Source organism: Streptomyces sp. RP5T (assembly GCF_003933965.1).
Lineage (GTDB): Bacteria > Actinomycetota > Actinomycetes > Streptomycetales > Streptomycetaceae > Streptomyces.
In genome coordinates this window covers 1-13026 of record NZ_RSAJ01000228.1, presented here as the reverse complement: position 1 = coordinate 13026, position 13026 = coordinate 1, and the positions used below count along the sequence as shown (strand labels likewise).

At 72.6% G+C, this 13026-nt stretch carries 13 protein-coding genes and 1 pseudogene; 11 read left to right on the top strand and 3 right to left on the bottom strand.

The annotated features are described in order from the left end of the window. On the top strand, nt 1-804 hold an 804-nt coding region (locus EHS43_RS23140; protein ID WP_148104079.1), incomplete at its 5' end, for a chitosanase. Between the two features lie 128 nt (nt 805-932). Then, on the top strand, nt 933-1364 hold the full coding sequence (locus EHS43_RS23135; protein WP_125192688.1) for a hypothetical protein: 432 nt from the start codon (nt 933-935) through the stop codon (nt 1362-1364). 65 nt (nt 1365-1429) lie between these two features. Here the strand turns inward: EHS43_RS23135 and EHS43_RS23130 are convergent, their stop codons facing one another. Further along, nucleotides 1430-2026, bottom strand: coding sequence for a hypothetical protein (locus EHS43_RS23130; protein WP_260470666.1), 597 nt, complete (start codon nt 2024-2026; stop codon nt 1430-1432). A gap of 458 nt (nt 2027-2484) precedes the next feature. On the opposite strand from EHS43_RS23130, the gene EHS43_RS23125 reads away from it, so the two are divergent. From EHS43_RS23125 to EHS43_RS23095, 7 genes are all read left to right on the top strand, one after another. Next, nucleotides 2485-4203 carry a SpoIIE family protein phosphatase gene (locus tag EHS43_RS23125; RefSeq protein ID WP_125192686.1) on the top strand — a complete coding sequence of 573 codons (1719 nt, stop codon included), beginning with the start codon at nt 2485-2487 and terminating at the stop codon, nt 4201-4203. Nucleotides 4204-4357: 154 nt separating this feature from the next. Further along, nucleotides 4358-5479: a DUF475 domain-containing protein gene (locus EHS43_RS23120; protein WP_125192685.1), complete on the top strand. Its 1122-nt coding sequence runs from the start codon at nt 4358-4360 to the stop codon at nt 5477-5479. 74 nt (nt 5480-5553) lie between these two features. Further along, nucleotides 5554-6309, top strand: a complete 756-nt coding sequence (locus EHS43_RS23115) for a DUF4097 family beta strand repeat-containing protein (RefSeq protein ID WP_312023434.1) — start codon at nt 5554-5556, stop codon at nt 6307-6309. A 228-nt stretch (nt 6310-6537) separates the two neighbouring features. Beyond that, on the top strand, nt 6538-6768 hold the full coding sequence (locus EHS43_RS23110) for a DUF5133 domain-containing protein (RefSeq protein WP_125192683.1): 231 nt from the start codon (nt 6538-6540) through the stop codon (nt 6766-6768). Between the two features lie 119 nt (nt 6769-6887). Then, nucleotides 6888-8540, top strand: a complete 1653-nt coding sequence (locus tag EHS43_RS23105; protein WP_125192682.1) for a catalase — start codon at nt 6888-6890, stop codon at nt 8538-8540. An 84-nt stretch (nt 8541-8624) separates the two neighbouring features. Next, nucleotides 8625-9974 (top strand): diacylglycerol kinase family protein, encoded by a 1350-nt coding sequence (locus tag EHS43_RS23100; protein WP_125192681.1) that lies wholly within the window; start codon nt 8625-8627, stop codon nt 9972-9974. Further along, a complete protein-coding gene (locus EHS43_RS23095) occupies nt 9967-10572 on the top strand; it encodes a phosphatase PAP2 family protein (protein WP_125192680.1) in 606 nt (201 codons plus the stop codon). The genes EHS43_RS23100 and EHS43_RS23095 overlap by 8 nt, the downstream gene beginning before the upstream one ends. 22 nt (nt 10573-10594) lie before the next feature. Here the strand turns inward: EHS43_RS23095 and EHS43_RS23090 are convergent, their stop codons facing one another. Continuing rightward, the gene (locus EHS43_RS23090; protein WP_125192679.1) at nt 10595-11206 is read right to left on the bottom strand and encodes a hypothetical protein; all 612 of its coding nucleotides are present in this window, start codon (nt 11204-11206) and stop codon (nt 10595-10597) included. Between the two features lie 227 nt (nt 11207-11433). Between EHS43_RS23090 and EHS43_RS23085 the strand changes: the two genes are divergently transcribed. Next, on the top strand, nt 11434-11724 hold the full coding sequence (locus EHS43_RS23085; RefSeq protein WP_125192678.1) for a hypothetical protein: 291 nt from the start codon (nt 11434-11436) through the stop codon (nt 11722-11724). Nucleotides 11725-11772: 48 nt separating this feature from the next. Next, a complete protein-coding gene (locus tag EHS43_RS23080) occupies nt 11773-12753 on the top strand; it encodes a Rieske 2Fe-2S domain-containing protein (protein ID WP_125192677.1) in 981 nt (326 codons plus the stop codon). Between the two features lie 82 nt (nt 12754-12835). Here the strand turns inward: EHS43_RS23080 and EHS43_RS47965 are convergent. Next, a pseudogene (locus tag EHS43_RS47965) lies at nt 12836-13026 on the bottom strand (hypothetical protein); the annotation flags it as partial.

Genomic DNA, 13026 nt, shown 5'->3' with positions numbered 1-13026 from the left:
CACCCGTCCCGCCGCACCCTCCTCGCCCTCATGGGCGCGGCGACCTGCGTCGGTCTGTTCCGCCCGGCGCCCGCCGCGGCCGCCCCCGCTGCCGCGCCGGGCCTCGACGACCCGGCGAAGAAGGAGATCGCCATGAAACTGGTGTCGAGCGCGGAGAACTCATCGCTCGACTGGAAGGCGCAGTACCGGTACATCGAGGACATCGGTGACGGCCGCGGCTACACCGCCGGCATCATCGGCTTCTGCTCCGGCACCGGAGACATGCTCGACCTCGTCCAGCTGTACGCCGACCGCAAGCCCGGCAACGTCCTCGCCGGGTATCTGCCGGCCCTGCGCCGCGTCGACGGCACCGACTCCCACGACGGCCTGGACCCGTCCTTCCCCGACGACTGGCGCAAGGCCGCCCGGGACACGGCCTTCCAGCAGGCGCAGAACGACGAACGTGACCGCGTCTACTTCAACCCCGCCGTCAGGCAGGGCAAGGCGGACGGGCTGCGCGTGCTCGGCCAGTTCGCCTACTACGACGCCATCGTCATGCACGGCGACGGCGGCGACGCGACCAGCTTCAGCAGCATCCGCCGCCGCGCCCTGCGCCAGGCCGCGCCCCCGGCTCAGGGCGGCGACGAGACGACGTACCTCAACGCCTTCCTCGACGCGCGCGTGTGGGCGATGAAGCAGGAGGAGGCGCACAGCGACACCAGCCGCGTCGACACCGCCCAGCGGGTCTTCCTGCGCCAGGGCAACCTCGACCTGAACCCGCCCCTGGACTGGAAGGTGTACGGCGACAGCTACCACATCGGCTGACCGGCCGCGGGCGACGGTCCGGTGTGTCACGGCACCGGGCCGTCGCCCGCCGTCGGAGCCGCAATGTGGCCGCGCCGTGAAAACGCTGTCGACGGAGGGTGTTTGCCGTCGGAGCGAGCGGTAACGCGATGTCCATGAGTGAATCGAACGAGCAGACGAAGCAAGATTCCGCGAACACCCGGACCGCGGCGAAGGCCCGGCGCACCACGGCCAAGGCCACCGCCCCGGCGACGAAGGCGGCGAACAAGGCCGCCGACAAGGCGAATGACGCCGCGTCGGCGGGCACCGAGGCGGCCGAGCGGACGGCCGGGACGCTGAGCGGGGCCGCGCAGACCGCGGCCAAGAGCGTCGAGGCCGGCCGGCAGACCGTCGTCGCCGCCTCGGGGCAGGCCGCCGCCGTCGCCAAGACGGCCTGGACGGTCATCGCCCAGCGCAAGCTCATCGCCGCGGGCGTGGGTGCGGGCCTGACCGCGCTCACCGCCACGTCCTACGCGGTCGGCCGACGCTCCGGACGCCACACCCACGGCCCGATCACCCGTCTCACCGGCGGGCGGATCTGACGGGCGCTAGGCGGGCCGGAGGCATTCCCTCGCGGCGCGGGCGCACCGACTCCACGTCACCGTTCCTACGACAGCAGGTCGTTGAGGCGGGCGCCCGCCGCCCACCGCCGCAGAGCGGGGCCGTCGAGCAGGCGGATCGTCCGCTCCCGGCGTGCCCACCGGATGTCGCGGTCGGTGAAGACACCGCGATGCACCACCAGACGCAGGGGCGACACCTTGTCCCCGCGGTGCGGGTGAGGATGCGGCGCGTCCTCGTCGGGGAGGGGTTCGGCCACCGGCCGGAAGGCCACGTCGATACGACGGCCTGCCGAGTCGCGGGCACACAGACGCGGCCGGTCCGGCGCCGGCATCAGCCGTACCCGCCACCCGTCCCGGCGCAGCATCCGCGCCACCGCCAGCGCGAGTTGCTGGGTGTCGAGTTCGAGCAGCTCGTCCGCGGTGTAGTAGCCGAGCCGACGGCGGGCGTCGGGACGTCCGTGCCGTATCGCGGCCGCGACGACCAGCGCCAGGAAGGAGACACCGGCCACGGGGACGACGACCCCGGCGGCCCGGTACCCCGCGGCGAGGAGGGCGGCCACCGCGCACACGGCCGCGACGACAGCGGCGAAGGCGGGCAGCACGTCACGGAAGCTGGGCCCGTAGCGCCCCTGGGCCCGCAGCATGCGCACGTCGGGCCGCTTCCCCGGCCGGCGCGACGGGAAGTGGCCGGACGTCCACGATAGGCGTGCCACAGCCCCAGCCCTCCCCATGCCGCCGGTCCGCACCCGTCACTTCACGGATACCCAGCGGACGGCCAAGTCCCTTGCCTGCAGAGGGAATTCGGCCATTCGCCCCCGGCGCATCGAAGCGCTGAGGGGCGCGCTGGACGGCGCCAAGAAACTTCTCCCCCCGAGCGCGGCCCACGAGCGGGGCCACCGCGGCGACGCGGGCCCGTGCACCAGGACCGGGACCCTCGACCGCGGCGGCCGTGGGCCGTCGTCCCTCCGACCCGGTTGCGCGTGCTCGCTCACGGGCGAGGCTGGATACATGCGCACCGGGGCACCCGGGAAGGACAGTGCGGTCGGGCGCACACGCCACGGTCCGGCACGGAGCGGCGGCCGACCAGCGAGGAGAGGAAGACATGGCAGGGGCGGAGGACACGGGGAGTCTCGGGCGACGGCCGCCGGCAGCACCCGCCGAGGGGGTCAGCGAGGCACTGGAGGCCATCGGGACCGCGGCCTACGTCGTCGACGAAGAGGGCCGTGTCATCGCCGTCAACTCCCACGCCCAGCGGATGCTGGGCCGCGCCGCCGAGGAGTTCCTCGGCCGGGACGCGCACGACCTGCTGCACCGCGACGCCCACGGTCGTGCCCTGCCGCGCAGCCGGTGCAGGATGCGCCAGGCCTTCCACGCCGGCCGCCCCGCACAGGACGACGCGGACCACTTCGAGTGCGGCGACGGCTCCCTGCTGCCCGTCTCGTGGCTGATCACGCCGTACGAGGTGGAGGGCAGGGAGACCGGCACGCTCGTGCTCGTCCACGCCCGGCGCCCGTCGGAGACCGACGGCCGGCCGGGTGCGGTGACCCGGCCGATGCCGGAACTGGAGCGGCTCGCCCTGCTGGCCGAGACCACCACCAATCTGACGTCCACGCTCGACGTCGACGAGTCGCTGTGGCGACTGGTGGCCCTGGTCGTGCCCCGACTGGCGGACTGGGTCGTGGTCGACCTGATCACCGAGCGTGACGAGGTGTGGCGCACCGCGGTCGTCCATGCCGAGGGCGAGGTCCTGGTGCGCCACGACGACCTCCAGGGCCCGATGCCGCCGGTCCCGGAGGAGTCCCCGATGCCCCTGTCCCGGGCCCTGCGCGGGGTGGCCTCCGCCCTGGCCGGCCCGCAGACCTACCAGCGGGCCCCCGACTCCGGGATCGCGGTGGAACAGCGGCGCCTGTTCGAGGCCACCGGGATCCGCTCCGCCGCCATCGCCCCCATCCGCAGCACCCGTTCCGTCCTGGGCGCCCTGACGCTGGGGCGGGCCAAGGACCCCGTGGACTTCACCACCGCCGATCTCCCGCTGATCGAGGACATCGCCCGCCGAGCGGGACTGGCCCTGGACAACGCGCGTCTCTACCAGCGTCAGCGCAAGGTCGCCGAGACCATGCAGAACCACCTGCTGCCCCAGCTGCCAAGGGTGTCCGGACTGCAGATGACGGCCCGCTACCTGCCCGCCCCCGACGCCTCACAGGTCGGCGGTGACTGGTACGACGCCTTCACCCTCCCCGACGGCGCCACCGCGCTGGCCGTCGGTGACGTGGTCGGCCACGATCTGGAGGCCGCGGCCGGCATGGCGCAACTGCGCAACATGCTCCGCGCCTACGCCTGGGCCCATCAGGAACCGTCGAGCCGGATCGTCGCCCGGCTCGACGAGGCGATCATGCACATCACGGACGTCACCATGGCCACCATGATCTTCGCCCGGGTCGAGGAGCGGGACGACGGCCACCGGGAACTGAGCTGGACCAACGCCGGCCACCCGCCACCTCTCCTGATCAGCCACGACGGCCTGGCCCACTACCTCACCGACGGCCACGGCATCCTGCTGGGCACCGGAGTGCGCACACCCCGCACCGACGCGACCGCCCTGTTGTCCCCCGGCTCCACCCTGCTGCTGTACACCGACGGACTGATCGAGGCGTCCGGCCGTTCCCTCGACGAGGGACTGCACAACCTGCGCCGGCACGCGGCTGCGCTCGCCCACCGCCCGCTGGCCTCCTTCACCGACCAGGTGCTGCGCCGGGTGCGGCACGTCCGCAACGACGACGACGTCGCCCTGCTCGCCGTACGCGTCCCCAACGGAACGTGATGCGGGCGGCCGGCCGGGCACCCGGACGCGGTGCCGCCCGCCGGTACCCCGCGCCACCCCGGCGCCCCCTGACCGTGATAGACAACGCCCGTGAACCCACGGGCCCTTCGCGCCCGCCACCCGGGCGACCGCCCGACAACAGGACTTGGTGCCAGTGATTCTGAAGACCTTTCGCTGGGCGTTCGCGGTCACCGCGCTCGGCCTGGCCGCAGGAGTGCTGTACGACGGCTGGGCCGCGTTCGGCATCGTGGCGATCCTGGCCGTGCTGGAGATCTCGCTGTCGTTCGACAACGCGGTGGTCAACGCCGGGATCCTGAAGAAGATGAACGCCTTCTGGCAGAAGATCTTCCTCACGATCGGCGTCCTGATCGCCGTGTTCGGCATGCGGCTGGTCTTCCCGGTCGTGATCGTCGCGATCACCGCGAAGCTCAATCCGTACGACGCCGTCCAGCTGGCCCTGACCGACAAGGAGCGGTACCAGCAGCTGGTCACCGACGCCCACCCGGCGATCGCCGCGTTCGGTGGCATGTTCCTGCTGATGATCTTCCTGGACTTCATCTTCGAGGACCGGGACATCCAGTGGCTGCGCTGGATCGAGCGCCCGCTGGCCAAGCTCGGCAAGGTCGACATGCTGTCGGTCTGCATCGCCCTGGTCGTCCTGCTGATCACCGCGTTCACCTTCGCCACCCACGCCCACCAGCACGGCGGCGCGCACGCCGACAAGGCGCAGACCGTCCTGATCTCCGGTATCGCGGGTCTGATCACGTACATGGTCGTCGGCGGTCTCTCCGGCTACTTCGAGGACAAGCTCGAGGACGAGGAGGAACGCGAGAAGGAGGCCGAACGCTCCGGCGGGAGCGGCTCGCCGGTCAAACTGGCGGGGCAGGCCGCGTTCTTCATGTTCCTGTACCTGGAGGTCCTCGACGCCTCCTTCTCCTTCGACGGCGTGATCGGCGCGTTCGCCATCACCAACGACATCGTCCTGATGGCGCTCGGCCTCGGCATCGGCGCGATGTACGTCCGGTCGCTCACCGTGTACCTGGTCCGCCAGGGCACCCTCGACGACTACGTCTACCTGGAGCACGGCGCCCACTACGCGATCGGCGCCCTCGCCGTGATCCTCATGGTCACCATCCAGTACCAGATCAACGAGATCATCACCGGCCTCGTCGGCGTGATCCTGATCGGCTGGTCCTTCTGGTCCTCGGTGCGCCGCAACAAGGCGATCGCGGCGCGGCAGGCGGCGACGGAGACCGACTCGGTGCCGGTGCCGTAGGACCCAACTGCCCGGCCGGCCCCCGCTTTGCCATGGCCACGGCGAACGGGGGCATCCGACGGGGTATGAAGGCGATGCCGACACGGCGCGTGACGCGCCTGATGGTGGTACTGGCCCTGCTGCCCCTCGCCGGGGCCTGCAGCAGCGCGCACGACGGGTCCTCCGGCGGTCCGCCGGCGGAGGGCGCCCTGCGCGTCGCGGGCACCGGCGAACAGGTGGTGATCGCCACCGACAACGGCCTGCGGCTGCGCCCGGCGGACGGCCGTGGCGTCACCGTCGACGACCGGGTCGCCGAGCACTGGTCCCACCACGGGAAGGTGTGGACGCTCGACCTGTCGTGCTCCGACCGGGGCGCGGGTGAGGGGGCCTGTCCCCGGACGCCGTACGTGGAGATCCCCGACGGCGTGCGCGTCACGGCCACCGCCCGCAACGCCGGCGTCGACGTCGCGGGAGTCGCCGCCGCCCTGGACATCACGACCGTCAACGGCGACGTGACGGTGACCCGCTCCGGGCGCGACGACGCCGAGGTGCGCCTGTCCACCCGCAACGGATCGGTCCGCGCCACGAGCCTGGAGGCGCGGCGGGTGCACGCGGCGACCACGAACGGTGACGTGGTCCTCGGCTGTGCCGCCGTCCCGTCGGGCGTCAGCGCCGCCACGGTCAACGGCTCCGTCGACGTCACCGTCCCCCACGACAGCCCGCCCTACCGGGTCACCGCGGCCACCGACAACGGCCGCGCCACCGTCGCCGTCCCCGTCCGCGGCGCCGACCGGGCCCACACCATGACGCTGACCACGGTCAACGGCGACGTCGGCGCCCGCCGCGACTGACCTCCGGCAGGCCACGGCGGCCGGTGCGGCAGGGAAGACGAGAGCACTGGTTTGAACCCGGGATGCCAGGGCATTCGGCGGTTCAGGTGCTTGGGATCACAGGCCCACCGCGGAAGCGGCCGAATGCGGCTCTCCTGGTGCGTGCCGCCGAGGCCTCTCCCGCAACAGTCCGAGTGACGCGGCGGCCGCGACCGCCCCACTCCCACTGCGCATACGGAGGAGCGAATCATGCTCATGGCCCACCCCGCCCTTCTCACCGACCTGCTCGAGCGCTACGAGGCGCTGCACGTCCTGCACGCCGAGGAAGGCAGCGACGGAGCGCGTCAGCGCCTCGAGGACGTCTCCTACACCCTGTGCATCGCCACGGGCACCCGCGACATCGACTCCGCCCTGGCCGCGGCCCGCCGTCAGCTCTCCGGCAGCCGCCCCAAGGACGACTCGCTGGTGGCGGGCGCGTGACGTGAGTGGTGCGAACCGATCGGGTACCCGGGTGATCCGCCGAACACCGGCCGGAGGCCGCCCGCTGTGCCAGGGGCTGTCCCCCGCCGAGAACCCGAGAACCTGAGGAGCCCCCGATCATGACCGACGTTTCCGGCACCGGTCCCGCGGACGACCGCAAGGTGCTCACCAACCGCCAGGGCCACCCGGTCCACGACAACCAGAACCAGCGCACGATCGGGGCCCGTGGGCCCGCCACGCTGGAGAACTACCAGTTCCTGGAGAAGATCAGCCACTTCGACCGGGAACGCATCCCCGAGCGCGTCGTGCACGCGCGCGGCGTGACCGCCTACGGCTGTTTCGAGTCCTACGGCGCCTGGGGCGACGAGCCGATCAGCAGGTTCACCCGGGCCAAGCTGTTCCAGGAGCGCGGCAAGCGCACCGACCTCGCCGTCCGCTTCTCCACCGTCATCGGGGGGCGTGACTCCTCGGAGGCCGCCCGCGACCCCCGCGGCTTCGCCGTGAAGTTCTACACCGAGGACGGCAACTGGGACCTGGTGGGCAACAACCTGGGCGTCTTCTTCATCCGGGACGCGATCAAGTTCCCGGACGTCATCCACGCCCTCAAGCCCGACCCGGTCACCTTCGAGCAGCAGCCGCGCCGGATCTTCGACTTCATGTCGCAGACGCCTGAGTCGATGCACATGCTGGTCAACCTGTTCAGCCCGCGCGGCATCCCCGCGGACTACCGCCACATGCAGGGCTTCGGCGTCAACACCTACAAGTGGGTCAACGCCGACGGCGAGACCAAGCTGGTCAAGTACCACTGGATGCCCAAGCAGGGTGTCCGCTCGATGACCGAGGAGGACGCCGCCAACGTGCAGGCCGACTCGCTCGGCCACGCCACGAAGGACCTGTACGAGGCGGTCGCCCGCGGCGACCACCCCGAGTGGGAACTCCTGGTCCAGATGATGGACGACCACGAGCACCCCGAGCTGGACTTCGACCCGCTGGACGACACCAAGACCTGGCCCGAGCAGGACTTCCCGCCGAAGCCGGTGGGCCGGATGGTGCTCGACCGGATGCCGGAGAACTTCTTCGCGGAGAACGAGCAGATCTCCTTCGGCACCGGTGTCCTCGTCGACGGACTGGACTTCTCCGACGACAAGATGCTGGTCGGCCGGACCTTCTCCTACAGCGACACCCAGCGCTACCGGGTCGGCCCGAACTACCTCCAGCTCCCGGTCAACCAGGCGAAGAACGCCGAGGTGCGCACCAACCAGCGCGACGGCCAGATGACGTACCACGTGGACGGCGGGGGAGAGAACCCGATCGTCAACTACGAGCCGTCCGTCACCGGCGGTCTGCGCGAGGGGCCGTACCCGACGCAGGACGAACAGGGCCCGGAGATCCACGGCCGGCTCACCCGCAGCCGCATTCCCCGCACCAACGACTACCTGCAGGCGGGGCAGCGGTACCTCCTGCTGGAGGAGTGGGAGCGCGACGACCTGGTGAAGAACCTCACCGGCATGCTCGCCCAGTGCGACCGGCCCGTGCAGGAGCGCATGGTCTGGCACTTCCTGCTGGTCGAGAACGACCTGGGACTGCGGGTCGGCGACGGCCTCGGCATCAGCCCCGAGGACGTGTCCGGTCTCGAACCGCTGGCCGGCCAGGACCTCACCGACGAGGACCGCAAGCGGCTGTCGAACCTCGGCAAGAACCCGCCGCGGGACGTGGAGGGGCTGACCATGACCCACTGCGTGCCGGACGAGCGGCACGTCGTGACCCGCTGAACCGCAGGGGATCAGGACGGCACCGGCGGCGAGGGCGACAGCATGAGATCGTTGGGGCCACCGATCGTGAGAGGCGACCCGACGATGAACGAGGTGGAGCCGGCGGGCTCCGGCACGGCGGCGCGGACGCTGGCCCGGCTGGCGCTGCTGTGCCTGGCAGCGGTGGTCGCGGCCGTGGTGGCCGCGGGCCAGTGGCTCCTGCTGCTGCTGGGCCTTGTCGGCCTCGCCCTCGCGGGCGCGGGCCTCTGGTGGGCGCTGGCCCATCGGGGCCTGGCGCGGCTGTGCGGCGCCCTCCTGGCGGTGGCCGCGCCGGTCGGCGTCCTGGTCCTGTACGCGGTGTCCGGCCTGTGGCCGTACGCGGCCTCGGCACTCGGCCTGTGGGTGGCGGCCCTGGCCTGTGCCCGCAGCGCGCTGCGCCGGCTGCGGGCACCCCGCAGCACCCACACGCGCTCGGTCCGGCCGCCGCGCAGGCCGGTCCTGATCATGAATCCGCGTTCGGGTGGCGGCAAGGTCGGCGAACACGCTCTGGTGGAGCGGGCCGAGGCGCTCGGCGCCCGGGTGATCCTGCTCGACGTGGACAGCAGCCCCGATCCGGCGGAGCTGGCCCGCCAGGCCCTCGCGGAGGGCGCGGACCTGCTCGGCGTCGCGGGCGGGGACGGGACCCAGGCCCTGGTGGCGGGGGTGGCCGCGGAGCACGACGTGCCGTTCATGGTCCTCGCCGCCGGGACCCGCAACCACTTCGCGATGGACCTGGGGTTGGACCGCGACGACCCGGCGACCGGCCTCGACGCCCTCACGCACGGTGTGGAGCTCCGCGTGGACCTGGGCGACGTCGCGGGCCGGCCCTTCGTGAACACGGTCTCCTTCGGGACGTACGCCGAAATCGTGCAGCGCCCCGAGTACCGCGACGCCAAGGCGTCCACCACGCTCGACCTGCTGCCGGACCTGCTGGTCGGCGAGGCCGGGGCGCAGCTGACCGCCACGGCGGACGGCCGGCTGCTGGAGGCCCCGCACGCCCTGCTGGTGAGCAACAACCCCTACGCGCAGGCCGGTCCCCTGGGCGTCGGACGAAGGTCCCACCTCGACGAGGGCCGGCTCGGTGTGATCAGTGTGCGGATCGAGGGCGCGGCACAGGCCGCCGAACTCGCCCTGCGGGGCGAGCGGGCCAGCGGGATCACCTCGTCGACCGCGCGCCGGGTCACCGTCGAGGCCGACACGGAGACGATCCCGGTGGCCGTGGACGGTGAGGCGCTGCTGCTGCCCCAGCCGGTCGTGTGCACCATCCGGCCGAAGGCGCTGCGGGTGCGGGTGCCGAAGGACCGTCCCGGTGCGCCGTACACCGCCCCCTCCGTCGACTGGCGCCGAGTCGTGCGCCTCGCCCTCCACCGGACTCCCGATTTGGCCGTCAAGAACCAGGAGCAGAGCGATGCTTGACCGACCGCAGCGCGAACAGCGGACCGCCCCCGAGCTGTTGCGGGATCTCGCCGCCCTCGACCAGGCGCTGTACGAGGCCGTCACGGTCACCCGGACACCGGCTCTGGACCATGCCCTGCGGCGGCTGTCGGCGGCGGCGGACCACTCCAAGATCTCGTTCACGATCGCCGGACTGCTCGCCCTGTGGCCCGGCCGGCCGCGGCGCGCCGCCGCCCTCGGCGTCGCGGCCATCGGTGTCGCCTCGGCGAGCGCGAACATCCTCGGCAAGCGTCTGGTACGCCGCCCGCGTCCCCACCGGGCCGTGGACTCGCCGTTCCCGGGACGTCATGTGCCGATGCCCCAGTCCGCGTCCTTCCCCTCGGGGCACACGGCCTCCGCGGTCGCCTTCGCGGCGGCGGTCGGACCCGCGCTGCCCGTCGCCACGGTGCCGCTCGGCCTGCTGGCCAGCGCGGTGGGCTACTCGCGGATCCACACCGGTGTGCACTACCCGGGCGACGTCGTCGCCGGTGCCGTACTGGGCACCGGCGCGGCCGCCGCGGTCCTGGCGGCCGCCGGACTGCACCGAGGCGGCCTGCGTCCCCTGCGGCGGACCGGCTGAACGTGCCGCGGGGGGCCGCCCGTCAGCCGGACTGCTGCGAGCCGTCCTCGGCGGGGGCGGCGGTCCCGTCCGCGTCGGGGGCGGTGTAGAAGACCGAGGTCCCCTGCTTGCTGCGCTGGGCCTGGTTCCTGGCCACGAGTCCCTCCAGCGTGGTGCGTACGACGGTGGCCTTGATGGTGCGCCCGGGGTGCTGCCGGCCGAGCGCGGTGGAGACCTCGGCCGCCGAGCGGGGCTCCTTCTGCCCGGCCAGATGGTCCCGGACCAGGTCGACGAGGGTGGGTCCCGGCCGTGCGGGGGCTCCCTTGTCGGGCGCCTTCTTCGCGGTCGCGGTCTGCTTCCCGGCGGGTGCGGCGGATTTCCGGCCGCCGGACCGCGCACCCGTCTTCTTACGGGGAGAGGGCACCGAGGTGGCTTCTGGCGCGGCCGGCGCAGTGGCCGCGGGAGGGGTTCCCAGGACCTGCTGGATGCTCAGCAGGACGGTGTGATCGTGCCGCAGGGCCGCCAACTGGCCCTGCAGCGCCTCGATTTCGCCGCTGAGGCGCTCTTGCTCCTTGAGATTGCGTTCGAGGTCGCCGGCCACCTGCGTGCTGTACTGCGAGGTCAACTCGGTGGTGTCGGTAGCGGTTTCGGACATGGGCTCGCACCTCTTCCTGGGGCATGGGCGTGCTGCGTCGCCTGCTTCCGGATGCGCGGTGACCGCTTGTGCCGCACGCCGATGTCGTAGTGATACCACGCAGGACACCTGTCTTGTTCTGCCCTTGCGTCACACCGACAGGTCTGCCGACCGGTCGACGGGGGAGAGTTGAAGATCCGTTACCCGTCCCGTCCGTGGACCGCGTCGATCGGGGTACACGGGGCGGCATGACTCACTCTGACGATCCCACGGTGGGCAGGGCCGCGAGGCAGCTGCGCCGCATACGGTCCTTCTACGCGGCCGGAGTCGTCCTGTGGACGGCGTCCTCGGCCTGGACGATGTGGGATTCTCCCGGCAGCCGGCCCATGTGGACCTCCGTGCTGCTCCTGGCCGTCTTCACGGGACTGCTGGCCATGGCCTCCCGGTGGCTGCGGCACCTGGAGCCCGCCGCTCCGGACCGGCCCACCCACCACGTGTTCGCCACGAGGGCCGGGCGCCACGCGGTGTCCAGGTCCTGATCACCCGCCGGCCGTTTGCCGCACGGGGAGAGGGAGACCCGGCTGCGCATGAGCGCGCGACGAGGTCATCCACGTACACGAGAGAACCGGCTGCTGCGGCTTCTCGCCCGGCTGGAGCGGGAGCCGCGGCAGGACCCGGTGATCGACACAGTCCGGGCGGGGATTCAATCCCTGCCACTCGGACGCGGCCGGGACGTACTGCACGGCACATGGCTGGGGCACCCGGTCCACCCGCTGCTGGTGCAGGTACCGATGGGCAGCTGGCTGTCCGCCGCCGTCCTGGACGTGACCAGGAGCCGCCCGCGTGAGGCGGGCCTGCTGGTGGGCGTGGGCCTCGCGGCGGCCGTCCCCGCCGCGCTGACCGGCGCCGTGGACTGGGCGGAACTGCAACGTCCGCAGATGCGCGTCGGGCTGGTCCACGCGGCGTCCAACACGGTCGCCGTCGGCCTCTACGCGGCCTCGCTCGCCTGCCGGATCACCGGCCGTGCGCGCGCCGGCCGGACCCTCGGCGTCCTGGGACTCGCGGCCGTGGGAACCGGCGGCATGCTGGGCGGCCACCTGGCCTACCGGCAGGCCGCCGGGGCCAACCACGCCGAGGCCGTACCGCATCTTGTCTCCGACCGCTGGCACCGGGTCGGCGCGCTGGACGACTTCCCGCCCGGGCAGCCGGTGCGACGCGGTGTGGACGACGTACCGATCGTGGTGGTGCGCGAGTCCGACGGGGCGATCCACGCGCTGGCCGACCAGTGCAGCCACCTGGCGGGCCCGCTGTCCGAGGGGACGGTGTCCGACGGATGCGTGCGCTGCCCCTGGCACGGCAGCGTCTTCCGCCTCTCGGACGGCCTGAACGTCCGCGGCCCCGCCATCGCCCCCCAGCCGGCCTTCGAGACCCGCGTGACCGGTGGACAGGTCGAGGTGCGCCTGGTGCGGCACGCCGGGGAGAACGGACGGGAAGAGCGCGCCGGGGACACCGGGGACGCGCTCCAGGACGAGCCAGGACGGGGGCCCGCCCACGGCCACACCCGCTGACCACCGCATCGGACGCCGGGCACAGGCGTTCCTGCGGCGCACGGGCCGCGATCACGCGCACCCAGGACCGGCCCCTGCGCGGCTACCCGGAGCGCGTCTGCCCCGGCCGGTGCCGCCGGCGCGCCCATCGCGATGCGGGTCGCCCCTCGTCGGCTTCGAGGTCCGGCGTGATCCCCCGTCCGTCGACCCCCCGCCCCGACGGAGTGCGGTAGTGGCCCACACGGTCAGCTCGGCCACGGCCCGGGGCCACCGTAGCCTGCCCGTGATCAGGGC

Coding starts and splice junctions, on each gene's coding strand:
- EHS43_RS23110 (WP_125192683.1), top strand. CDS start 6,538: ATGCTCATGGCCCACCCCGCCCTTCTCACCGACCTGCTCGAGCGCTAC.
- EHS43_RS23090 (WP_125192679.1), bottom strand. CDS start 11,206: ATGTCCGAAACCGCTACCGACACCACCGAGTTGACCTCGCAGTACAGC.
- EHS43_RS23130 (WP_260470666.1), bottom strand. CDS start 2,026: ATGCTGCGGGCCCAGGGGCGCTACGGGCCCAGCTTCCGTGACGTGCTG.
- EHS43_RS23105 (WP_125192682.1), top strand. CDS start 6,888: ATGACCGACGTTTCCGGCACCGGTCCCGCGGACGACCGCAAGGTGCTC.
- EHS43_RS23080 (WP_125192677.1), top strand. CDS start 11,773: ATGAGCGCGCGACGAGGTCATCCACGTACACGAGAGAACCGGCTGCTG.
- EHS43_RS23085 (WP_125192678.1), top strand. CDS start 11,434: ATGACTCACTCTGACGATCCCACGGTGGGCAGGGCCGCGAGGCAGCTG.
- EHS43_RS23125 (WP_125192686.1), top strand. CDS start 2,485: ATGGCAGGGGCGGAGGACACGGGGAGTCTCGGGCGACGGCCGCCGGCA.
- EHS43_RS23135 (WP_125192688.1), top strand. CDS start 933: ATGTCCATGAGTGAATCGAACGAGCAGACGAAGCAAGATTCCGCGAAC.
- EHS43_RS23100 (WP_125192681.1), top strand. CDS start 8,625: ATGAACGAGGTGGAGCCGGCGGGCTCCGGCACGGCGGCGCGGACGCTG.
- EHS43_RS23095 (WP_125192680.1), top strand. CDS start 9,967: ATGCTTGACCGACCGCAGCGCGAACAGCGGACCGCCCCCGAGCTGTTG.
- EHS43_RS23115 (WP_312023434.1), top strand. CDS start 5,554: ATGCCGACACGGCGCGTGACGCGCCTGATGGTGGTACTGGCCCTGCTG.